The sequence below is a fragment of the Pedobacter frigiditerrae genome, from assembly GCF_032678705.1.
In the GTDB taxonomy this organism is placed as follows: Bacteria; Bacteroidota; Bacteroidia; order Sphingobacteriales; family Sphingobacteriaceae; genus Pedobacter; species Pedobacter frigiditerrae_A.
Window position 1 is genome coordinate 332,458 of sequence record NZ_JAVTSS010000002.1, and the last position, 23,496, is coordinate 355,953.

Below are 23,496 nucleotides of genomic sequence, written 5' to 3' on the forward strand. Positions count from 1 at the left end.
ACTTCAGCAGATACCTTATTCTATATTATAAACAAGTTTAACTTGCTTATTCTGCTTCTTCTTGAGTTGGCTTATTAACAGCTTCCCAATCTTTTTGAACTTTTTCTGCTTCAGCGTTTCCTTCAAAGTCATGAGGTAAATTAGAACTCATTGTTTGAGAGAAAGGAACTGTTTGCGGAATGAAATCTTGTTCTGCACCTGGCTTGCTATAATCATATGGCCAACGATATACTGTTGGGATTTCTCCTGGCCAGTTTCCATGTAAATGTTCTACAGGTGTAGTCCATTCTAAAGTATTAGCTTCCCAAGGATTTTGAGGTGCTTTTTTGCCTTTAAATATCGAATAGAAAAAGTTAAACAAGAAAGCTACTTGTGCTAAAGCAGCAACAATTGCAGCCCAAGTTACAAATACGTTAACTGTTAACCATTTGTTCATGAATTCAAACTCTGTAAACGCATAGTAACGACGAGGCACACCATCTAAACCTAAAAAGTGTAGCGGGAAGAATACCAAGTAGGCACAGATAAATGTTAACCAAAAATGTAAATAACCCAATTTGGCATTCATCATTTTTCCAAACATTTTAGGGAACCAGTGATAAACACCTGCAAGCATACCAAAAATCGCTGCTGAACCCATTACCAAGTGGAAGTGGGCAACTACAAAGTAAGTATCGTGTAAGTTAATATCTAATGCAGCATTACCTAAGAAAATACCAGTTAAACCACCTGAGATAAAGAATGAAACTAAACCAATAGCAAATAACATTGCTGGTGTAAATCTAATATTACCTCTCCATAAAGTAGCTAAGTAGTTAAAGGTCTTAACAGCTGAAGGAACCGCGATAATCAAGGTTGTGATCATGAATACACCACCTAGTAAAGGATTCATACCTGTAACAAACATATGGTGACCCCAAACGATGAATGATAAAGTTGTAATACCAATCAATGAATAAATCATCGCATGGTAACCAAAGATTGGTTTCCTTGAGTTTACCGAGATAATCTCAGATGAAATACCCAAAGCTGGCATGATTACAATATATACCTCAGGGTGACCTAAGAACCAAAATAAATGTTGCCATAAAATTGGAGAACCACCCTCGTTTGGAAGTACTTGAGTACCCATTACGATATCTGATAAGTAGAAACTTGTACCGAAACTACGGTCGAAGATTAATAACACAACACCAGCAACTAATACTGGGAATGATAAAATACCTAAGATAGCTGTTAAAAAGAATGCCCAGATTGTTAAAGGCATTTTCCAAAGATCCATACCTTTAGTACGCATGTTTAATACTGTAGTAACGTAGTTGATACCACCCATTAATGATGATGCTACAAACAATACCATGCTAACTAACCATAGCGTCATACCCATTCCAGAACCCGGAATTGCAGTAGGAACAGCTGATAGTGGTGGATAAATTGTCCAACCCGCACTTGCAGGACCCGTTTGTATAAAGAATGAAGCCATCATGATTACACAAGCACTGAAGAAGAACCAGTAAGAAAGCATATTCAAAAATGGTGAAGCCATATCTCTAGCTCCTACTTGCAAGGGTATTAACAAGTTACTAAAAGTACCACTTAACCCTGCTGTTAACACAAAGAATACCATGATGGTACCGTGAATCGTTACTAAGGCTAAATAAAAGTCTGGTTTAATTCTACCACCTTCAGCCCATTTGCCTAAAAATGTTTCTAAAAGAGGGAAACTTTTATCTGGCCAAGCCAATTGAAGTCTAAATAATATAGATAATCCCATTGCAATAACTGCCATTATGATACCAGTTATTAAAAACTGTTTAGCAATCATTTTGTGATCCTGACTAAATACGTATTTAGTTAAGAACGTTTCGTGGTGATGACCGTGATCATCGTGACTATCGTGGTGGTGTGTATCTTGTAGTGATATAGTTGACATAATAAGGGCTCTCCAGTATTATTATTTTTTTAAAGCGATTTGATTTGTTTTTACAGTATCCTTTGCAGTTGTATCAGCTTTTGCTGGTGCTGCAACTGGTTCAGCAATTACAGGAAGATTAAATGCTTTTCTTAAATCATTTGTTAGGTAAGGGGTTTGTTTAATAACCCAAGCATCATACTCTGCTTGAGTAACAACTCTTACAGGTTTCTGCATATTATAGTGGTTTGTTCCGCAAATTTTAGCACAAAGCAATAAATATTTAAAACTAGGGTCGTTTGTTTTAACCTTCATTTGTTCTGTAGTGATGGTTGGCGTGAATTCGAAATAAGAAGTCATACCTGGAACAGTATTTAATTGCACTCTAAAATGAGGCATGTAAAAACTATGTAATACATCTTTACTAGTTAGAATAAAACGTACTGCCTTATTCACTGGTAAAACAATCTCATCACCAATTTGATCATCCAAACTGTTCTTATCTGCAAAATCAATACCTAAAGCGTTAATAGCTGTTATTTTTTTGTAGCTCTTTTTACCTACAATACCATCAGCTCCAGGATAGCGAATGTCCCATTGGAATTGAGAAGAAGTTACTTCAATGCTTAAAGGTTTGTTTTTTGGATCTTCAATTTTATAGAATATTGATCTCCATGTTAAGAAACCCATTAATACCAATACTGTCAATACAACAGCAGGAACAAATGTCCAGATTTTTTCAATTAAATTATTATGAGGGTAGTAATAAGCTTTTCTTTTTGAATCACTTTTGTAGAAATATGCAAAAGCAAATAATGCAATGTGAGTTAAAATAAATACAATAGTTGTAATAATCAATGTGATGTTAAACATTTGATCAATCTTCTCGCCATGTTCTGATGCTGCCTCAGGTAAAAGCATATCACCATGCACTGTATATTCCCAATATACACCGTATAAACCTACTACTAAAAATACGGCGAAAAGTATTCCATTAACTTTGTCCCAGTTAATTGATTGTTTGCCTTGGGTTTCTTGCGTTAATTCATAAACTCTTAATGCCTTACCAACTATTGCAATGAACAAACACAACAACAAGAACAGCAATATATAGAATAAGGTCGATTTATAGATCGGTCCCATATCTACTGGTTTAGCCGTAGCGGCAGCGGCTGCTTCTTGAGCGAAAGCACTGGTATTTGCAAACACAGTAATTAATACTGCTAAAGCCGCCATTGTTTTATTACCTATTAATTTTTTTAAACTCATTTTCTTAAATTAGTACGTGGTACTTTTTTAATATTAAATTATATAATCTTAAACCTATCTATTACAAATGGTGGTTTAAACTTTCTTGTAAAAACGGATGATTTTTAGCAATCAATGGTTTTTTGCTTAAAGCAGTTAATACAGTAAACGTAAACAAACCAACAAACCCTAAAGCAGTTCCAATTTCAATGATACCGAAACCAGCACCATCTTTAGTCCCAAACTCAAATACACCTGGCATGATCATTTGGTAATAATCTACCCAGTGACCACAAAGAACAACAATACATACTGCCAATAAAACATTCTCACTTCGCTTATTGTCACGATCCATTAACAATAATAATGGTGATAAGAAGTTCATGATTAAGTTAATATAGAACCAAGCTTCGTAGTTATTGAAACGTTTGTAGAAATATACAGTCTCTTCAGACATGTTTGCATAGTAAATCAATAAGAATTGAGCAAACCATACATAAGTCCAGAAAATAGAGAAACCAAAGATAAACTGTCCTAAGTTGTGCAAGTGGCTATTATTAACCCAACTCATATAACCAGCTTTTCTTAACAAGATAATGATTACAGCAATTGTAGCTAAACTACTTACCCACATTGCAGCGAAGTTATACCAACCAAACATGGTTGAGAACCAGTGAGCTTCTAGTGACATGATCGTATCGAATGCAAATATCGGCGTAGTAAATCCGTAGATAACTAAGAATATACATGAGTATTTAAAGCTCTTTTGGTAAGAAGTTAATCCTCCATTTAAGTCTTCATTATAAGACCATTTAGTAACAAAATAAGCAAATAAGCTATATGCACCTAAGAAAACTACTTGTCTTCCCATAAAGAATGGCACATTTAAAAATGCAGATTTACCATCGATTAACTTGTCGTAATGTGGAGAATTAGGGTCAGTTAATCCTGGTGCATTCCAGTGATGATACAAGTTATGAGTGTACAAGCCTAAGCCTACAACAACCAATAAAATGATTACAGCAATTGGCAAAGTTTTAGCCATTGCTTGAGGTACGCGAAGAATAGAGGCAGACCATCCTGCTTGTGCAACGAATTGAACAGCTAAGAAGAAAGCTCCAGACATACATACACAGGCAAAATAATATGCCATAAGTAACAGGTTGGCAAAAGTACGTTCGTGACTTACTTCATCTCCCATAAAACCATAAGCAATAGCACCAATACCCACAAGGATACCGATAATGCTTAAGGCTTTAACCTTTCCTGTAAACTCAAATTGTTCACTTAAATTATAATGATGAGTTCCCATTTAATTTGCTTTTCTTATTTTATTTTTTGTAATTGTTGAACATACATCACCACTTTCCATCTTTCAGTTGGAGTTAGTTGTGAAGCATGAGATCCCATTGCATTTAAACCATACATAATAGTATGATAGATTTTTCCAGCTGGCATAGTGTTCATTACTCCACCACGAGACGATACTGCATCAGCAGCGTGGTAAGATGGAACTCCAGAAATACCTTTATCCAATTTTACGATATGACCTTGACCATCACCTTTCTCTCCATGGCAGGGAGAACAGAATACAGTATAGAAGTGCTTGCCTTCTACTAAATTACGCTCTGTTAATTGTAGTGGATTAACTAACGCTGCAGAAGCTTCATAACCTTCTTTAGTATTAGCCAGTTCATATTTCACAAACCCAATTGGATCTGTGTTAGCTGGTGGAGTTTGAGCCGTTGCTCCGTTTGCAAAGTTTTTGTTTGGTTGATCTTGATTATAAGCAATCGGATCATACATATTTCTTGCGTACTCTAAACCAGTACTTCTTTTATCGCTGCATGCCGAAAGCATAACAACAGAAACAAGTACGATTAATGTAGCGTAAACTATATATTTCTTATTCATAACTGATATACTTCCTTTCATTATGCTTTACTTCTAAAGCACCTGCGCCTTTTAATAGTTCGTCAATTTTTGCGTGTTCCGCATTTTCCTTAGCATCAATAGCGATGATAAAACGATCGTTTGTTGCACGCAAATCCATCACTCTTGGTGCTCTTCCCGGAAACAAGTGGGTTGATGCATAGTACGATCCTACAAGGCCAAAAGCACAAAATAGAATAGTTAACTCAAAAGTAATTGGAATAAAATCTGGTAATGCAAAGTGGGTTTTACCACCAATGTTAATTGGCCAATCTACAGTTGTTGCTAGAAAAACACAGCTTAACATTGTTATTGTTCCGGTAATTCCGAAAAAGAATGCGGCTATATCTAATCTAGATCTTTTAACTCCCAATTTTGCTTCGATGCCGTGAATAGGCATAGGCGTATATACATCATGTATTTTGATGTTGTTCTCCTGTAACTTATCGATGCCATGCATCATCTCGTCAGGATCACCAAAACTGCCTAAAATATATTTGATATTACTCATTGTTATTTTTTTGCGTAATCTTCTAGGTTAACACTATCAAACTTTTCTAAAGACTCTACATAGTCTGCAACTTGCTCTTTATCTAAGTGTCCTTCTTCAATCAATTCTTTCTTAGCTTGCTCACTTGCACTCTTTAATAATAATTTTACCTCTGCAATTGCGATAGATGGTAATACCCTTAAGAATAATAAGAACAAAGTAAAGAATACACCAATTGAACCAACAAATACACTCACGTCAACCCAAGTTGGCGTAAAGTCTGTCCAGCTTGATGGCAAATAATCACGGTGTAATGAGGTTACGATAATTACAAAACGCTCGAACCACATACCGATGTTTACTACGATTGATAAAATCCAGGTAGCTGCAATATTTGTACGGATTTTCTTGAACCATAAAAGTTGTGGAGAGATTACGTTACATGTCATCATCATCCAATAAGCCCACCAGAATGGCCCTGTTGAACGATTAATGAAAGCATATTGCTCATATTCTGAACCAGAATACCAAGCGATAAAGAACTCGGTTAAATAAGCCACACCTACAATTGAACCTGTTAAGATGATAATTTTATTCATCGATTCGATGTGGAACATGGTAATATAATTCTCTAGACCTAATACTTTACGTACAACCAATAATAAGGTTAATACCATCGCAAAGCCTGAGAAAATTGCACCTGCCACAAAATATGGAGGGAAAATGGTTGTATGCCATCCCGGAATTACCGAGGTTGCAAAGTCCATTGATACAATAGTGTGCACCGAAAGTACCAGTGGAGTTGAAATACCTGCTAAAATTAATGATACTGCTTCAAAACGTTGCCAAGTTTTAACGTTACCATTCCATCCGAAAGAAAGAATAGTATAAACTTTTTTACGTACACCTGCAGCTCTATCTCTAATTGTTGCAATATCTGGTAATAAACCTGTGTACCAGAATAATAATGATACAGAGAAATAGGTTGAGATTGCAAACATATCCCATACCAATGGAGAGTTAAAGTTAACCCAAAGTGAACCGAATTGATTTGGCAATGGTAATACCCAATAAGCCAACCATGGTCTACCCATGTGAGATACTACGTAAGTTGCGGCACAGATAACGGCGAAAATGGTCATCGCCTCTGCTGAACGGTTAATTGAGTTACGCCAATTCTGACGGAAGAGCAATAATACAGCAGAGATTAGTGTTCCTGCGTGACCAATACCTACCCACCATACGAAACCGGTAATATCCCAAGCCCAACCCACTGTTTTATTTAATCCCCATGCTCCGATACCGAACCAGAAGGTATAACTTACTGCAACTACCCAAAGTGTTGCACCACAAAGTGCTACTATGAATCCAATCCACCAAGCCCTGTTCGGCTTGTTTTCTACTGGCAGTAAAATTTCATCCGTCATTTGTGCGTACGTGATGTTTTTACCAGTAATTAATGGTTCTCTTAAAATTGATTCGTTATGTCCTGACATAATTTATATTGCTAAGTACTGCTTACGCGTGTACTTCTTTAGTTTCTGAATCTATATTTCTAACTTTTGTCATATAACCAATACCTGGTTGTACGTTAATTTCCTCTAAAACATAGTAGATACGTTCGCTCTTCAATGCTTTTGCAACTTCTGAATTTGGATCATTTTTATCTCCAAAGATAATTGCGTTAGCAGAACAAGCTTGCTGACAAGCCATTTTGATATCTCCATCTTTTAAAGCACGTTTCTCCATTTTAGCTGTTAATTTACCAGCTTGGATACGTTGAATACACATAGAGCATTTTTCCATTACCCCTCTAGAACGAGTAGTAACATCTGGATTTAACACTAATTGTGTAAACTCATTATTTAAATAGTTATCGAAACGTGAATCATTCCAGTAGTTAAACCAGTTGAAACGACGAACTTTATATGGACAGTTGTTTGCGCAATAACGTGTACCTACACAACGGTTATAAGCCATGTGATTTAAACCATCTGATGAGTGTACTGTAGCCAATACCGGACAAACTGTTTCACAAGGAGCGTGATCACAGTGTTGACACATCATTGGTTGGTGAACTACAGATACATTGTTCATTTGATTTTCTTCCAAATGCGCAATTTCTTTCTCTTTAGTTACTGCATTAGAACCTTCTTCGTGACCGCCGTGAGCAGCTTCTGCGTGTGCAGCAGGCTCCTGGTTATAGCTGTAATAACGATCGATACGCAACCAGTGCATCTCTCTACGTCTACGAACCTCATCTTTACCTACAACAGGGATGTTATTTTCTACGTTACAAGCAACAATACAAGAACCACAACCAGTACAAGCATTCAAATCGATTGCCATTACCCAGTCATTACCTAATTTCTCATATTTATCGGTAGTCCATAAATCGTAAACTTTATGTTTATGGTGGTTACCAGAACCTGCAGCAGGATCCTTTAAGTAATCTTTTAAAGTAGTTTCACGAATGATATTTCTTCCTTCAAAAGAATAGTGAGTTTGTGTTTGAGCTAATTCTTCTCTTCCGCCAGTTGATGATAAAGTAACTGTAGTAGCATATTTTAATGTGCCATTACTGAAACTTGCAAATGGGAAAGCGTTTTTACCTACGTTGTTACCAGCTTTACCAGTTTTAGTACGTCCATAACCCAAGGCAATAGAAGCAGTTCCCATTGCTTGACCTGGTTGAATTAAAATTGGAAGATCAATTGTGTATCCTTTTTCGCCTTTAACAGTTAAGATATCAAATTCTTTGTATCCTAATTTCTCTGCTTGTTTAGGAGCAAGAGCGATATAGTTATCCCAAGTTACTTTTGAAACTGGATCTGGTAATTCTTGTAAAAATGCATTGTTGGCATGTTTACCATCACGCATTGGAATGCTTTCGTAAACTTGCAATTCTAATCCGTCATTACCTTTTGCCGCTAAAGCTTTGCTACTTGCAACGATTGATGAAGCAACAGCATCTAAAGACATACTGAATGTATAAGCACCTGCAGTTTTAGCAGTAGCACTAAATACACCTGTTTGTAATAAATCGTTCCAAGTTTTGCCTACAACTGGTAAAATGTTTTTCTCCCAATTGTTACGTACATATTGATAGTAATCTTGAACAGCTGCGTCAGACCAAATTAATAAGCTTTGTTCTGCTTGACGAGAGTTAAATACTGGATTGATGGTTGGCTGAACGATTGAGTAAAATCCTTCGTAAGTATTTGCATCGCCCCATGACTCTAAATAGTTAGGTGTAATCGCAACAACATCACAAAGACCAGCAGTTTCATCATCTCTATCTGAGAAAGATACTTTTAAGGCAACTTTTGCTAATGCATCAGTAAATGCTTTGCTGTCAATTGCATCGTAAGCTGGGTTTGAATTTAAGAAGAAAACAGCTGCAACCTCGCCTCTATTCATTTCATTGATCAATTCAGCAAATTCTGCATCATTACCTTCATAACGTTTGCAAGCATTATCTAAATCAATTGTAGTACCATAACTGCCGATAGCCGAGTTAATGGCGTTTACTAAAATCTGAGTAGAAACATCATTAGAACCAGAAACCACTAAAGATTTTCCTTTGTTCTGTAATAGTTCTTTTGCAACTAGTTTTAAAGCTTTATCTGCTGTTACATTGTTACCTAATGAACCGCCCGCCAAACTTGCGCCTGTAATTGCATTATATAAGGTAATTAATGCTGGTCCTTCTTCCGATAATTTAATTGGAACTCGGGTATCAGCATTTGTACCTGTTAGACTCATTCCAGCTTCAAATTGGAAGTGGCGAGACATTTTCTTTTTCTCTAGTGACTTGTAATTTCTATTAGCAACGTATTGAGCAGTAAATTCTTCTCCGCTGATCCAAGTTCCTAAGAAATCTGCACCGAAACTTACAATAAGGTCTGCTTTATCGAAGTTATATTTTGGCAATACTGCTTTACCAAAGCTATTTTCATTTGCTTTGATGATACCTGTATAAGATACCGCATCGTATTGTACTAATTTTGTAGTAGGATATTTAACAGCAAAATCTGCAACAACTCCTTTAGCCGATGGGCTATTTAAGCTAGAAGAAACAATACGAATCTTTTTACCAGAAGCTTGTGCCTTATTTAATTCGCCTTTAACAAAAGTATCTATATCAGACCATGAAGTCTTTTCTTCCTTTTTAAGTAAAGGATTTTTTAATTTAGATACATCATATAAATCTAAAACAGAAGCTTGTGCTTGTGCATCAGTACCAGTACTAAATACACCTGCATTTGGATTAACCTCAATTTTAATAGGGCGACCAACTACTGTTTTTACCAATACGCTTTGACCTTTGAAAGTCGAAACGTAGAAGTTTGGAATACCTGGAACAACCTCTTCTGGTCTAATTAAATAAGGAATTGATTTTGTTACAGGTGCTGTTTGGCAAGCGGCTAAAGTTACTGCACCCAACCCAAAGCCTAAGGCTTTTAAAAAGTCTCGGCGTGGTGTAACTGTACTTAATCCTGCCTCACTTAAAACATCTTCTATTGGAAGTGGCTCTGCAAATTCGTTTTTGTTGTTTTCAACAAAATCGGGAGTGTTTTTATACTCCTCTAAGCCTTTCCAGTATTTTTTATTGCTTTCCATTTAAGCTATATTACTGTTTATCGAACGTTCTTACTAAACTCTATTAATTAATAATGGCACTTACCACACTCTAAACCACCTAGCATTGCTGGGGTGATTTTTTCTCCTTTTTTGATTTTCTCGTGTGCCTCAATGATTTTGGTATAGAAGGCATCATCTTTTTTATCAGAAATATCAGCGTCTTTGTGACAGTTGATACACCATTTCATTGTTAATGGCGAATACTGATAAATTTCTTCCATTGTGTTAACTGGACCATGACAAGCGAAACAAACTGGATCTTTAGGGTTAAGGCCTTTTTCTTTACGGATAGCTGCTTCACCAACTACTACGTGTTGAGAGTGGTTGAAGTAAGCGAAATCTGGCAAGTTGTGTACACGTACCCACTCAATTGGTTTTTCTTTAGTTTTATCGTATGTCTGTTTATCAGCATCGTAACCTAAAGCATTGTAAATCTTCATGATCTCTGGAGAAATCTGACCATCTTCTTTTCTAGCCTGTACGTTTTTGTGACAGTTCATACAAACGTTTAAAGAAGGAATAGTTGAGTTCTTAGATTTAAACGCACCAGTGTGGCAATATTGACAATCGATTTGATTGATACCAGCGTGTAATTCGTGAGAGAATTTAATTGGCTGTACTGGCTGATAACCTGTGTGAACACCTGTTTCCCACATGCCCATCCAACCGAATGAACCCAATACCATTACCAAACACAATACAAAAAAGAATACAAACTTCTTGTTTTTGAATAATCCTTTAACACCTACGGCTAAAGAAACGTTTTCTTCTTCAACAACTACAATACCTTGTTTTTCTAGAATTAAACGTTCTAACATTTTTACTGCACGGCCTAAAACAACCAATACAATAATAGATAGTACGATAATTGCAACGATACCCAAGATAGAAAGAGCTGAAGTACCTTCGTCTTTAACCTCTGCGCCAGGAACTACTGCCACTTTTGGCTCACCTTCTTTAACATAAGCTACGATGTTTAAAACCTGTGCATCTGTTAAAGTTGGGAAAGCTGTCATTTCTGATGGCTTTAACTTTGCCGCTTCGATCGCTTGTTTATTGCCAGACGCAATTAAAGCTTGATTATTTTTAATCCAAGGAATTAAAAACGAATCATCAAGTGTTTTTACCAATTCTGTTAACGCTGGGCCTGTTCCGTCATGATCTAATGCGTGACAAGAAGCACATTTACTTTTAAATAAAGTCTTGCCTTCCACTAGGTCAGTTTGAGCTTGCGCTCCAGCTACTATTAAAAAAGATAAAGCAGCAAAAACCAATGCCGACTTTGAAACTTTCTTAAAAAATAATGAGATATTCCTCATAATGAGTGTTTTATGCTTTTTATTGAAATAAATTTTAAATCTAGACGATGTTGTGACTGGTATCGCTCTTAAAGATTTGAACAAAAGTAAAATTTATTAAGTTACCAATGACATATTAATGACAGTGAAATACAATTTATAATCATTCTAAATTATTGAAATTTCAGCTTTAAACGTAAAAAAACCAACAATTTTTAAAAACTGTTGATTTTCTTAAGCTTATCATTTGCAAAAAAATTTGGAACTTAATTTGCCAATAGTTAATAGCCACAAGCTATGGACTATAGACCATTATCCAGACTATTACATCTTCAATATCCAAGCAAAAATCAATGGCGCTACAATTGTTGCATCAGATTCTACTATGAATTTTGGTGTATGGATATCTAATTTACCCCAAGTGATTTTCTCATTTGGCACTGCGCCAGAGTAAGAACCATAAGAAGTTGTAGAATCAGATATCTGACAGAAATAGCTCCAGAAAGGAATATTTTCCATTTCCATATCTTGATATAACATTGGTACGACGCAAATTGGGAAATCTCCTGCAATACCGCCACCAATTTGGAAAAAGCCAATGCCTTTACCTGCAGAGTTTGCGATATACCAATCTGCCAACCAACCCATATATTCGATACCACTTTTCATTGTGGTTGCTTTTAACTCGCTTTTCATTACATAAGATGCGAAGATATTTCCCATCGTAGAATCTTCCCATCCTGGAACAACGATTGGTAAATTCTTTTCGGCAGCTGCCAACATCCAAGAATTTTTTGGGTCAATTTCATAGTATTGCTCCAAATCGCTACTCAATAACATTTTATACATGAACTCATGTGGAAAGTATCTTTCGCCTGCTGTATCTGCATCTTTCCATATTTTATGGATATGTTTTTGTAAACGACGGAATGCTTCTTCCTCAGGAATACAAGTATCAGTTACACGGTTGTAATGGTTTTCTAATAAATCCCATTCATCCTGCGGACTTAAATCACGGTAGTTTGGAACACGTTTATAATGTGAATGTGCCACCAAGTTCATGATGTCTTCTTCTAAGTTTGCACCTGTACATGAAATGATAGCAACTTTATCTTGTCTAATCATTTCTGCCAAAGAAATACCCAATTCTGCCGTACTCATTGCACCCGCAAGGGTAATCATCATTTTTCCACCTTCATCTAAATGGGTTTCGTAACCTTTAGCTGCATCCATCATCGCCGCAGCGTTAAAATGAAGATAGTTAGTCTCCATAAATTTCGATATCGGTCCTCTTGTCGTACTCATTTCTATATTTTTATTGTTCGGCTGCAAAAGTACAGTTTTTAGGTTAACTGCAAAAGTTCATTGGTTCATTAGTATCATTGGTTCATTTGGTTTCATTGGTTCATTAGTATCATTAGTTCATCTGGCGAAACTGGAAACTGAATTTGGGCGTTTTAACACGCTTTCCGCTGTATCTTTTTGGCTGTCCTTCGACTACCTGCCTACCGCAGGCAGGCGCTCAGGATGACAGCCAAAAAGGATGCCGCTTCAATCGTTAACGCACATTGCAATTGCAAAAAAAATGAACATCTACTTTGTCAATCTTCTACAGATTGACAAAGTTTACAAATGGACCGCATCAAACTTTGACAATCTAAAAAAAGATTGTCAAAGTAAAATTATTCTACATTTGTAGCAATGAAAAAAATATTACTATTCTTATCTCTTATTATATTGTCCAATCCGCTTTGGGCACAAAAAAAATTAATTCAAAAGTTATTATCTAACGAAAAGGATACTACACGTAAAGCTAGTTTTATGCCTATACCTGTTTTGGGTTATGCACAAGAAACAGGCTTCGAGTTCGGCCTTGGTGCACTTTATTCATTCTACATGGATAGGAAGGACACAACTAACCGTAGTTCTAACTTTTCTGGAACGGCATCTTACTCAACCAAAAAAACGTATAACCTAACTTTAAAAGGCGATGCTTGGACTCCAGGTAATAAATATCATTTTATTGGAGAAGTTAAGTTTAGAAAAACGCCATTTAACTTTTATGGTTTAGGGAATAATACCAATCAAAAAGATGAAGATAGATTGGTGCAACAGTTGATGAAAATCCAGCTTGATGCTGAGAAAACATTTATTAAGAATGCGTACACTGGTGTTTCAGTAGGTTTTGAAGATTACAATTTCACAGATAAGGTTGCTGGCGGAATTTACAGTACTTCTCCTATTTTATATGATAGGGCAGGTGGTACGGTAATGTATTTAGGCGTATCTCAAAGTTACGATACAAGAAACTCTAACAATTACCCGACAAAAGGCTTTTTTGGAAGAGTAACCTATCAATATGCACCAGACATTTATGAGGGAAGTAATTTTACAGGAAGTCAGATAAAAGTTAATGTGCGTAATTTCTGGTCGTTAGCGCCAAAAGTAGTTTTCGCTGTTCAGGGATTATATCAAACAGTTCAAGGAACCAAAACACCTTTCTATTTATTACCTCAATTGGGTAATGATGAAATGATGCGTGGTTATTATACTGGTCGCTACCGCGATGAGAATTTAATCGCTGCCCAAGCTGAGCTACGTTATCGCTTTATGAACAGGTTTGGCATTGTTGCTTTTGCTGGCGGAGGGAAAGTTTTCGCCAATGGAAATTTCTCTTTACATGATTTAAAACCTGATTATGGTTTTGGTGGAAGGTATTTCTTTGATACCGCTAAAGGTTTAAGTGTTCGTTTAGATTATGGTGTTGGCGAGAAAAAAGCTGGTGAAAAACGCCAAAGTGGAATGTATATTAGTTTAGCGGAAGCTTTTTAAGGTCCCACCCAACCCTCCCCAAAAGGGAGGGCTTAGCAAAATGAAATTGATGCTGATAAGTTGAATACCTAACGCGTTTTGTCATTCCGACTTCGGAGGAATCTCTTAAATGGAATTCTAATCAATAGATTCTTCGCTGCGCTCTGAATGACAAAATCTCTAAAGATTAATTCGTCACTCTTAGAAAATTTTTACAATTTAGCCTTATTCGCATTTGGCTTTAATCAGCTGTGCTCAATTATCATTTATATGAAAAAATTATTCCTTTTACTCTTATTACCGCTCCAGCTTTTTGCCCAAAAATTTACACCCGCAGAAATTGCAGTTTACCAAGCACAAGCTAAAAAGGTAAATATTATAAGAGATAAATGGGGTATACCTCACGTTTATGGTAAAACGGATGCAGACGCGGTTTTCGGCTTGTTATACGCACAATGTGAAGATGATTTTAAGCGTGTGGAGTTAAACTATATCGAAAAATTAGGTCGGCTTGCTGAGGTAAACGGTGAAAAAGATGTGTTTAATGATTTACAAATTCGATTGTTATTTGATAGCACAGAAGCAAAAGCGGATTATGCCAAGGCACAACCTTCCTTTAAAAAATTGTTAGATGCTTATGCCGCTGGCATCAACTATTACTTATATAAAAATCCAAAAGTTAAACCTGCATTGCTAACTAGGTTTAAGCCTTGGTTTCCTTTAATGTGGACCGACGGAAGTATTGGCGCTATTAATACTGCAGACTTAACAATTGAGGAATTAAAGAAATTTTACACAGGCGACCACTCTCCAACTGCTTATGTACCTGTAATTAAAGACCAGCATAGCGGATCAAATGGCTTTGCTTTTGCGCCTAGCATGACAGAGTCTGGAAATTCCATTTTATATATCAATCCGCATACTACCTTTTATTTTAGGCCAGAAGTACAAATGCAAAGCGAAGAAGGCTTGAACGCTTATGGTGCGGTAACTTGGGGCCAGTTTTTTGTTTACCAAGGTTTTAATGAAAACTTGGGTTGGATGCATACCTCAAACAATGTTGACATTGCTGATATGTACGCAGAGAAAATTTCTAAAACTGATAAAGGTTTTTTCTATGAATATGATAAAAAGAAGTTTCCTGTAACACAGAAAAAGATAAACATTCATTACTTGGAAGGCACAACATTAAAAACCAAAACCTTTACCACCTACTTTACCAATAATGGTCCGGTTATGGCGATGAGAGAAGGCAAATGGATCAGTTTAAAAGCAAAAAACAGAAATGCCCAAAGCTTGGTTCAAAGTTGGATACGCACAAAGGCAAAGAGTTTTGAGGAATATCAAAAAGCGATGGATTTAAAAGCTAATGCCTCTAACAATACGGTTTACGCAGATGCTCAAGGGAACATCGCCTTTTGGCACGGCAACTTTATTCCAATAAGAGATACAAAATATAACTGGAGTGATGTTGTTGATGGTTCTACATCAGCCACTGCTTGGAAAGGCTTGCACAATGTGAAAGATATGGTGCATGTTTATAATCCTACAAATGGTTGGTTACAAAACTGTAATTCAACCCCGTTTAGCTCAGCAGGAAAAAACAGTCCTATAAAAGCAAACTACCCGACTTATATGGCTCCAGATGGAGAGAACTTTAGAGGAGTTGCAGCCGTTAAATTGCTAAGCAGGCCAATGAAATATACATTAGAAAAGGTTATTGCAACTGGTTATGACCCTTATATGCCGGGTTTTGAAGTTTTAGTGCCAGCGTTATTAAAAGCTTATGCTCAATTACCTCAAAGCGATCCTTTAATTGAAGAATTAAAAGCACCTATTTCTCTTCTTAAAAATTGGGATTATCGCTCAGGTGAGTTATCTGAAGCTACCACTTTGGCGATGGAGTGGGCTCCAAGATTAAACTCGGCAATTCGCAAAGTTTACATTAATCCAGGAGATAAAGACCAGGTGGAGGCAACAACAGAATTTGCTAAAAGCGCCAGACCAAATGATTTATTAGATCCTTTGAAGGTAACAATGGCAGATTTAACCAAACGTTTTGGTAAGTGGCAAATTGCTTGGGGAGAGGTGAATAGATTTCAACGGTTGACTGGTGCAATTAGAGAAAAATATGATGATAATGCACCAAGTTTACCAGTTGGATTTGGCTCTGCAATGTGGGGTCAGTTAGGTTCTTATATTAGTAACCCGTTTAAAACCAACAAACGTTATGGTTATAGTGGCAATAGCTTTGTTTGTGTTGTTGAATTTGGAAAAAGAATAAAAGCGAAATCTATTTTAGCTGGCGGAAATAGCGGAGACCCTAACTCCAAACATTCTACAGACCAAGCTTTAATGTACACTAAAGGTGAGTTTAAAGATGTATTGTTTTATAAAGAAGATGTTTTGAAACACGTGGAGAGAAGTTATCAACCTGGGCAGTAAACGACAGCCACATAGCCACATAGACAATAATGAATTATTCTATTTGCCCATGAGGCAAAAAGCTAGTTCTTCATAAACATATAAGCAGTACCAATTGGTTTAGTTACCTTATAATTCTTAGAAATCAAGTCAAATTCTATTACATCCCCACTTACTTTAACGCTATTTTTATCTGTAAGAGTTGCTAGATGAGCAGTAATAAGATTAGAGCCTTTTTCCGCTTGCATTACCCTTCCTGTTAAAGAATATCCATCTACGTTTATGCTTACTTTACCACTTACTAATAAAATTTTATCCAGCATAATATTGATTTTTAAAGAATCGTTATTAGTTTTTAATCCTTTTAGTAACTGATAGGCAATAGAAAAAGTTGGATTTTCAACTTCTGGTGATTTGTTAACCACATAAGGCGATGATTTTAATCCACTATTCCCAGTCGCAGCAATCGCTTTATAAGTTCCTTTATTTACATCATAGATGATAGATTTAGACACAAGCTTATCTCCATTTTTTGAGGTTAAGGTTGCACTTTTTGCTGTAATTATCCCATTATTCGTATCCCAAGTTATATCTTCTGCTTCTAACTTGGCATCTCCAATCTCCATAACCCCTTTTTTAATGTAAGTGATGTCATTTTTTGTGTCGACATTCATTGTTGCGGAGGATATTAGTTTTGGTTTGGATTCTAACTTTGCAGGAGTTACACCAACGCTTTTTAAAACAGTTAAATTTTTAGGTTTAATTGCTGGGTATTCAGAATCAAACCAAACTTCTGCTTTTGGTGCATACAAACTTACTTCGTCGCCAGTTTTAATTGAAAGAGATTGTACTTCATTCCTACCAGTATAAATGCGATACAACTTATTATTAGATTTTAAGATAAATCCGTCTAAGGTTGGCGTACCGCCAATTTGCACATAATTCAATGAATTAATAGTTCCTATTAATGTTTGTGCTTTAAATTTTTTAGACTCAGCTGTTAATTTCTTATATAATTCAGAATTTTTCCATGTTGTATATTTAACATTAAACTCCTCATGAGATTTTTGAAATTTAGCTCGCATCTCTTCCGCGGCTGGTAGGCTTTCTTTGTAAACCAAAATACCTGTTACAATTAATTTTGCCAGTTCATCTTGTTTCTTTTCGTTAGTAATGAAATCAAAATCACTTTTATTAGTTAAATAACCCATTTCTAATAGGATACCTGGAATTGGCGATTGATTAAGCAATAGAATATTGCTAAGCTTTGGTTTGTTATTGACTTTAATCCCTGTTATATTTTTTAACTCCTTGTATAAATAATAGGTAATACTGTTTGATTTTGGGAGCTTTAAATCGTTATTATAGCTTCCCGATGTTATCATCTCAATTCCATTCGCTGTCGCTTTAGGCGATGAGTTTACGTGTAATGAAAGTAGTATAGTACCTTCAGCTTTTGCTCTATCATTTATACTTATATATTCATCAGTATTTCTTGTTAGTACGACTTTTAAGCCTTTTGCCTCAGCAATTACTTTTATCTTTTTTGCCATAACTAGGGTTATGTCCTTTTCAGTAAAACCACCTGCTGTTGCGCCTAAATTTTTGCCTCCATGGCTGGCATCTAACACAAGGGTAAATGTTTTATCGTCAGTTTTGGCTATGGGTAAAACATCAACAACATCAACCGTAAAACCCCATAACAAACCTAATCCGATAGGTAATGCCAACAAGTACATTAGTTTTTTCATATTCTTTGATTTTGAATTAAACAACATCTTTATTCTTTCCTTAATTGGACTTTTCACAAAGTTGTGCACTAATGGCATTTCGCTTTTGCTTATGGCCAGCCTTAATAATAGCCCAGCATATTCAGATGTGCCAAAGTTCTGTGAAGTGGCATCATCAGCCTCGTATTCGTGTGCTTCTTCCAATGCTTTGTCATACAAATAAACTATCGGGTTAAACCATAAAACTGCTTTTATAATCATCAAAATAATTTTGTCAATAGAATGGAGCTGTTTGGCATGTACCTCTTCGTGCTTAAGCAGGATGTTGAGTTCGGTTTCTGTCAGACTTTTTTCATCGATGAAAACATAGTTGAAAAATGAGCAGTTGGTAAAGCCTTTTGCCTTTGGAACAATCTTCAACCCATTGATTTCCTCAACGCTGTTCCTCGTGTGTTTAACCAATTGCAACAATCGCCAGCTGGCAAAAAGTAACAACCCAATAACTATAGATAAGTACAGGTATGGTAACAGCGAATAATAATCAAATTTTTCTTCCAAAGCTTGTACATTGCCTACAATAATTGGTGTTTGGTAGCCTACTTCTGAAATCTCTGTGTCTAAAGGGAACTGGGCCGTACTGATAATAGGTGCTTGTGACAACTCACGCTCTACTGTAAAATGTAAGGTAGGAATGATGAAACTAATCATCAATGTAAATAACAGATAAAAGCGATTGATCTTGAAGAAGGTGAGTTTTCTTAGCACCACAAGATAGAACCCAAAAAACAACATCGTGCAAGTACTAACCTTTAAGAAGTAATATAATAGTTCCATAATCAGGATTGTTTATTGATTAATGCTTTTAACTCTTCTATATCTTTCTCACTTAATTTTTCTTCTTTTACCATAAATGACAATAAGCTGCTGGGCGAATTATCGAAATAACCTGCAAATAGTTTAGAGAAGGTTGTTTTGGTATAGTCTTCTTTTGTAATGGCTGGAAAATACTCATAGGTTTTTCCATAAGCTTTGTAACTTACGTAGCCTTTCTTTTCTAAAAGCCTAACAATGGAGGAAATGGTATTATAAGGAGGTTTGGGCTCTTCCTCTAACTCATCAATGATATCTTTAACAAATGCATTTTGCAGTTTCCACAAAACTTGCATGATGCGTTCTTCAGCTTTAGTTAATTCTTCCATAAACTAAAGATATAACTAAACATTCAGTTTTACAACTGGTTCTTACGTTATATAATTGAAAAAACAGTTATAATAAGCTATATAGCTGATTATCAGTAAAATAATTTAATAATCGCTAGTAATTTTGTTATTGCGAATCTAAAAAAATCTAATAATCTAAATTCTTCATAGAGATTCCTCGTACCTCGAAATGACAAAGGATGAAAGATGGTGCTTAGCACAGTTAAACCGTATGCGGTTTAATGTAGATATCTCGGTCGGTAGACCTTCAATATGACGATAGACGATTAACGAAAAACGAACTTAAAACTTAATCTTGAAATGCTCTTTAGCTTGGCCTTTTTTGAAATAGACTAAACCAATCCAAAACAAATCTACGGTAACCGTAACATGAGGATGGTTTTTGATTTCTTGCCAAGCTTCTTTCATTCCTTCACTCCAATAAATATCATCAAATATCAGTAGTGAGTTTTCGTGGATTTTAGGCAGACACCAATTGAAATAGTTTAAAGTAGCTTCTTTAGTATGGTTTCCATCTACATATACAAAATCGAGTGTCTCAGAGTTTGTTATCGCCTTTGGCAACAAATCGTTAAAATTTCCAACCTGTAATTCGATATTTGTTAGGTTCAAATCAGCAAAATTTTGGCTAGCAACTGCAGCAGTTTCTGGGCAACCTTCAATGGTTAATACTTTTGCTGTTGGTTGCGCCTTCGCTAAATACGCACTTGTAATACCCAAACAAGTTCCTAGCTCAATCATATTTGATGGATGCTGGTTTTCCGCCAAACGATAAATCAGCTGTGCTAAACGTGGCGCTTTTAAAGCATTTTTTGCTATCTGGCTTACTTTTTTTGTACGGTTTTTATTCAGGTGAGACCCAGCACCCAAATCGGTAACTGTAATTAACTTATCGTCATTTAAAAGTTTTTTTCGCTGTGCCTCAATAGCCTCATATACTTTTTTCTCAAAAAAGTCGTAAATTACCTCATCAGTTAACTTATATACAAACGGCGAGTGCGTTCCGTGTCTACTGTTTGCAGTGAGGCGATGCTTTAGATAATCGATAGCAAATTGAAAAACCATAGCCGCAAAAATAGCTAAACTGAAAATTGTAATATGCATTTTTAATGGAAAATCTTGCAGAAATTAGTGCCTTAGTTAAATTATTAGACGATCCTGATGAAGAAATCTATCAGCATGTGCAACAGCGCCTGTTAGAATATGGCAATGAGGTTATCATTTATTTAGAAAGTGCCTGGGAACAATCTTTAGATACTTTATTACAAGAGCGTATAGAAAATATTGTTCACACTATTCAATTTAATAACGTTAAGGAAGATTTAAACTTATGGTATCAAAGCGGTGCGTTCGACCTTTTGCAAGGCGCTTTGGTAATTAACCGCTATCAATATCCTGATTTGGATGAACAAGCTATCATTAATCAGATTGAAGATATTAAACGTGAGATTTGGATTGGCATGCAACACGAAATGAGTTCTATTGAGAAGATTAAACTCATTAACCACGTTTTTTATAACCAATATGGATTTAGCGGCAACACCAAAAACCATCACGACCCACAAAATTCGTATCTAAATCAGGTTTTAGAAAGCAAAAAAGGAAATCAAATCTCATTGGCTATTATATATGCCACGCTTGCTCAAAAACTAGACATTCCTGTTTATGGTGTTAATTTACCGCAGCATTTTATTTTGGGATACATAGATGAGAGCAATGCTGAAAAAGAATATGGCGTTTTGTTTTACATCAATGCTTTCAATAAAGGCGCTATTTTCGGTAAACATGATGTCGACCAATTTTTACGTCAATTAAATTTAGAACCTCAACCAGGATTTTATTCGCCTTGCAGCAACACAGAAATCATTCGTCGTATTATTCGCAATTTAATTTCTGCTTATGAAAATTTAGGTGCTGCAGATAAAGTTGAAGAGTTAAAACAGTTGCAAGAGATTCTGGCTGAGAATACGATTTAAGGTTTTTGAAAAGCAGTGGCAGTAGTTCTTGGGAACGTAAATCCCGCTTTTCGTTTCAATCTTTTTCCATCAAACCTATAAGATTTTCCAAAAAAGTATTTACACTTCAATCGGGTTTAGGAACTTAAGCAAGTGCTAAAAACTAAATATACAATACGCTTTAAGATTTCCTCCCTGCCGTAGGCAGGCTTTGTTCCTCTCAATGACGACGTATTGAGTTACAACCACTTATTAGCAGTCATCCAGTTTTTTAAACTTTCAAACCAATCGTCTTTTGTGGTTTTATTGTACATTCCAAAACCGTGTCCGCCACCTTGGTAAATGTGCATCTCCGCGGGAACTTTGTTTTTTGCTAACGCTTCATCATAAGCTAAGCTGTTTTTAACAGGTACAGCTCCATCATTATTTGCGTGAACTAAAAATGCTGGTGGCGTTTGTGCATTGATATGCAATTCTCCCGAAAAATATCTTCTTTGTGCGTCTGTAGGATTTTCACCCAATAAGTTTTTAACCGAACCTGCGTGAGTATATGACCCAAAATTAATTACCGGATAAATTAACACAGAAAAATCTGGGCGTAAGCTAATCCCCTCTTGATTTTGCACTTTAACATCGTTATAATGAACACTTAAACTTGAAGCAACGTGACCACCTGCCGAAAAGCCCATGATGCCTATCTTAGCAGGGTCAACATTCCATACACTCGCATTTTTACGAATTAAATAAATGGCCTGTAATGCATCTTGCAATGGGCCCATAGATTTATCTTCCATAATGGCATCACTTGGCAAACGATATTTTAAGACGAAGGCAGTTATGCCTAAATCGCTAAATCTTTTTGCTACCAAAGTACCTTCCTTATCAAAAGCTAAAATAGAATAACCTCCTCCTGGACAAATGATAACAGCTGTACCGTTTGGTTTTGAAGGCAAATATGCCGTTAGTGTTGGCGTTACTACCTTACTTACTCTTGCAACACCATCAGTTCCGTTAACAGTAGCCTCAACATAATCGGCAGGTGGAGTTTTAGCCCCAGGAATTGCTCCTTTATAAAGCGGAATAACTTGTTGAGCGTTTGCTTCCATCACTACAAAAAGAAAAAGTATAAGAAAAACCAATTTTTTCATTCAATAAATTATTTTAGTTTGTTTGGATTTAAGGTCTTTAAAAAATCGACTTTCTGAAAATCTTTATCATTATCGGCAATAAGAACCAGTTTATGTATTAAACAAGTTGCTGCAATAATTGCGTCAGGTAATTTAAGATTAAATGACTTTCTTATTCTAATGGTTTCTGCAATAATTTCATCGTCGATACCTAGTACAATAGAATTAGCAACAAATTCTTGATATACTTCCATATCATCAGGATTTTGAGGCTTCCAAACCTGCAATTCTATTTGAGATACGAATGACAAAGTACTTTCCTCATCCACAATACCATCCATAAGTTTTAAGCCTATGTCAGTTAATGAGCCATTTAGATATTTTATAACAGCAGAAGTATTTATTAAATATCTCTCTGCCATTCTTCTCGAAGTTTATTCAATTGCTCGTCAATAACTTCGCTTTCCATTGGCGTTTTGATTTTATCACGCAAAAAAGATAGCTTGGTATGTTTTTTAACAACCCTTATAAGATGTAATTCTTCCAGTTCTTTAATTAGCTTGTAAGCTTTTTGATTGGTTAATTCAATAACTAAAGTATCCATAATATGATATTCAAAGTCTATTAACAAATATAAGCAAATTAAACTTTGATTTTAGATATCCTAAACTACGGATTTAGGATCGATGAATAATTGTTAAACTA

Annotated in this window: 18 protein-coding genes; 3 read left to right on the forward strand and 15 right to left on the reverse strand. The window is 35.8% G+C overall.

Translation table 11 applies throughout. The features are described 5' to 3' along the window. Window positions 1-46: 46 nt before the first annotated feature. The 9 genes from R2Q59_RS12100 to R2Q59_RS12140 form a co-directional block, all read right to left on the reverse strand. Window positions 47-1,933 carry a cbb3-type cytochrome c oxidase subunit I gene (locus R2Q59_RS12100; protein WP_316769260.1) on the reverse strand — a complete coding sequence of 629 codons (1,887 nt, stop codon included), beginning with the start codon at window positions 1,931-1,933 and terminating at the stop codon, window positions 47-49. Between the two features lie 21 nt (window positions 1,934-1,954). Beyond that, on the reverse strand, window positions 1,955-3,181 hold the full coding sequence (locus R2Q59_RS12105; RefSeq protein ID WP_316785678.1) for a cytochrome c oxidase subunit II: 1,227 nt from the start codon (window positions 3,179-3,181) through the stop codon (window positions 1,955-1,957). A gap of 61 nt (window positions 3,182-3,242) precedes the next feature. Continuing rightward, complete coding sequence (locus R2Q59_RS12110; protein ID WP_316769264.1) at window positions 3,243-4,472, reverse strand: quinol:cytochrome C oxidoreductase; 1,230 nt, start codon at window positions 4,470-4,472, stop codon at window positions 3,243-3,245. Window positions 4,473-4,486: 14 nt separating this feature from the next. Further along, complete coding sequence (locus R2Q59_RS12115) at window positions 4,487-5,074, reverse strand: cytochrome c (RefSeq protein WP_316785679.1); 588 nt, start codon at window positions 5,072-5,074, stop codon at window positions 4,487-4,489. Then, a complete protein-coding gene (locus R2Q59_RS12120) occupies window positions 5,067-5,603 on the reverse strand; it encodes a DUF3341 domain-containing protein (protein ID WP_131551188.1) in 537 nt (178 codons plus the stop codon). Before R2Q59_RS12120 ends, R2Q59_RS12115 begins: the two co-directional genes overlap by 8 nt. A gap of 2 nt (window positions 5,604-5,605) precedes the next feature. Continuing rightward, window positions 5,606-7,078, reverse strand: a complete 1,473-nt coding sequence (nrfD, locus tag R2Q59_RS12125) for an NrfD/PsrC family molybdoenzyme membrane anchor subunit (protein ID WP_316785680.1) — start codon at window positions 7,076-7,078, stop codon at window positions 5,606-5,608. A gap of 22 nt (window positions 7,079-7,100) precedes the next feature. Next, window positions 7,101-10,205 (reverse strand): TAT-variant-translocated molybdopterin oxidoreductase, encoded by a 3,105-nt coding sequence (locus tag R2Q59_RS12130; RefSeq protein WP_316785681.1) that lies wholly within the window; start codon window positions 10,203-10,205, stop codon window positions 7,101-7,103. 47 nt (window positions 10,206-10,252) lie between these two features. Beyond that, on the reverse strand, window positions 10,253-11,545 hold the full coding sequence (locus R2Q59_RS12135) for a c-type cytochrome (protein ID WP_316769280.1): 1,293 nt from the start codon (window positions 11,543-11,545) through the stop codon (window positions 10,253-10,255). A gap of 303 nt (window positions 11,546-11,848) precedes the next feature. Further along, window positions 11,849-12,829, reverse strand: coding sequence for a deoxyhypusine synthase family protein (locus R2Q59_RS12140; RefSeq protein WP_316785682.1), 981 nt, complete (start codon window positions 12,827-12,829; stop codon window positions 11,849-11,851). Between the two features lie 396 nt (window positions 12,830-13,225). Here R2Q59_RS12140 and R2Q59_RS12145 point away from each other — a divergent pair, with 396 nt between their 5' ends. Together R2Q59_RS12145 and R2Q59_RS12150 are read left to right on the forward strand one after the other, a co-directional pair. Beyond that, window positions 13,226-14,356 (forward strand): BamA/TamA family outer membrane protein, encoded by a 1,131-nt coding sequence (locus R2Q59_RS12145; RefSeq protein ID WP_316785683.1) that lies wholly within the window; start codon window positions 13,226-13,228, stop codon window positions 14,354-14,356. A gap of 249 nt (window positions 14,357-14,605) precedes the next feature. Further along, on the forward strand, window positions 14,606-16,780 hold the full coding sequence (locus tag R2Q59_RS12150; protein WP_316785684.1) for a penicillin acylase family protein: 2,175 nt from the start codon (window positions 14,606-14,608) through the stop codon (window positions 16,778-16,780). Between the two features lie 62 nt (window positions 16,781-16,842). Here R2Q59_RS12150 and R2Q59_RS12155 read toward each other — a convergent pair whose 3' ends face one another. The 3 genes from R2Q59_RS12155 to R2Q59_RS12165 form a co-directional block, all read right to left on the reverse strand. Further along, window positions 16,843-19,323, reverse strand: coding sequence for an N-acetylmuramoyl-L-alanine amidase (locus R2Q59_RS12155; protein WP_316785685.1), 2,481 nt, complete (start codon window positions 19,321-19,323; stop codon window positions 16,843-16,845). 2 nt (window positions 19,324-19,325) lie between these two features. Then, window positions 19,326-19,688: a BlaI/MecI/CopY family transcriptional regulator gene (locus R2Q59_RS12160; protein WP_316769292.1), complete on the reverse strand. Its 363-nt coding sequence runs from the start codon at window positions 19,686-19,688 to the stop codon at window positions 19,326-19,328. Window positions 19,689-19,991: 303 nt separating this feature from the next. Next, the gene (locus tag R2Q59_RS12165) at window positions 19,992-20,774 is read right to left on the reverse strand and encodes an O-methyltransferase (protein WP_410478929.1); all 783 of its coding nucleotides are present in this window, start codon (window positions 20,772-20,774) and stop codon (window positions 19,992-19,994) included. 44 nt (window positions 20,775-20,818) lie between these two features. On the opposite strand from R2Q59_RS12165, the gene R2Q59_RS12170 reads away from it, so the two are divergent. Beyond that, window positions 20,819-21,685: a transglutaminase-like domain-containing protein gene (locus R2Q59_RS12170; RefSeq protein ID WP_316769296.1), complete on the forward strand. Its 867-nt coding sequence runs from the start codon at window positions 20,819-20,821 to the stop codon at window positions 21,683-21,685. Between the two features lie 218 nt (window positions 21,686-21,903). Here R2Q59_RS12170 and R2Q59_RS12175 read toward each other — a convergent pair whose 3' ends face one another. The 3 genes from R2Q59_RS12175 to R2Q59_RS12185 are packed head-to-tail and all read right to left on the reverse strand — an operon-like array spanning window position 21,904 to window position 23,395. Next, window positions 21,904-22,812, reverse strand: a complete 909-nt coding sequence (locus R2Q59_RS12175) for an alpha/beta hydrolase (RefSeq protein ID WP_316769297.1) — start codon at window positions 22,810-22,812, stop codon at window positions 21,904-21,906. An 8-nt stretch (window positions 22,813-22,820) separates the two neighbouring features. After that, on the reverse strand, window positions 22,821-23,213 hold the full coding sequence (locus R2Q59_RS12180) for a type II toxin-antitoxin system VapC family toxin (protein WP_316785687.1): 393 nt from the start codon (window positions 23,211-23,213) through the stop codon (window positions 22,821-22,823). After that, window positions 23,195-23,395, reverse strand: a complete 201-nt coding sequence (locus R2Q59_RS12185; RefSeq protein ID WP_316769301.1) for a hypothetical protein — start codon at window positions 23,393-23,395, stop codon at window positions 23,195-23,197. Before R2Q59_RS12185 ends, R2Q59_RS12180 begins: the two co-directional genes overlap by 19 nt. Window positions 23,396-23,496: the final 101 nt, after the last annotated feature.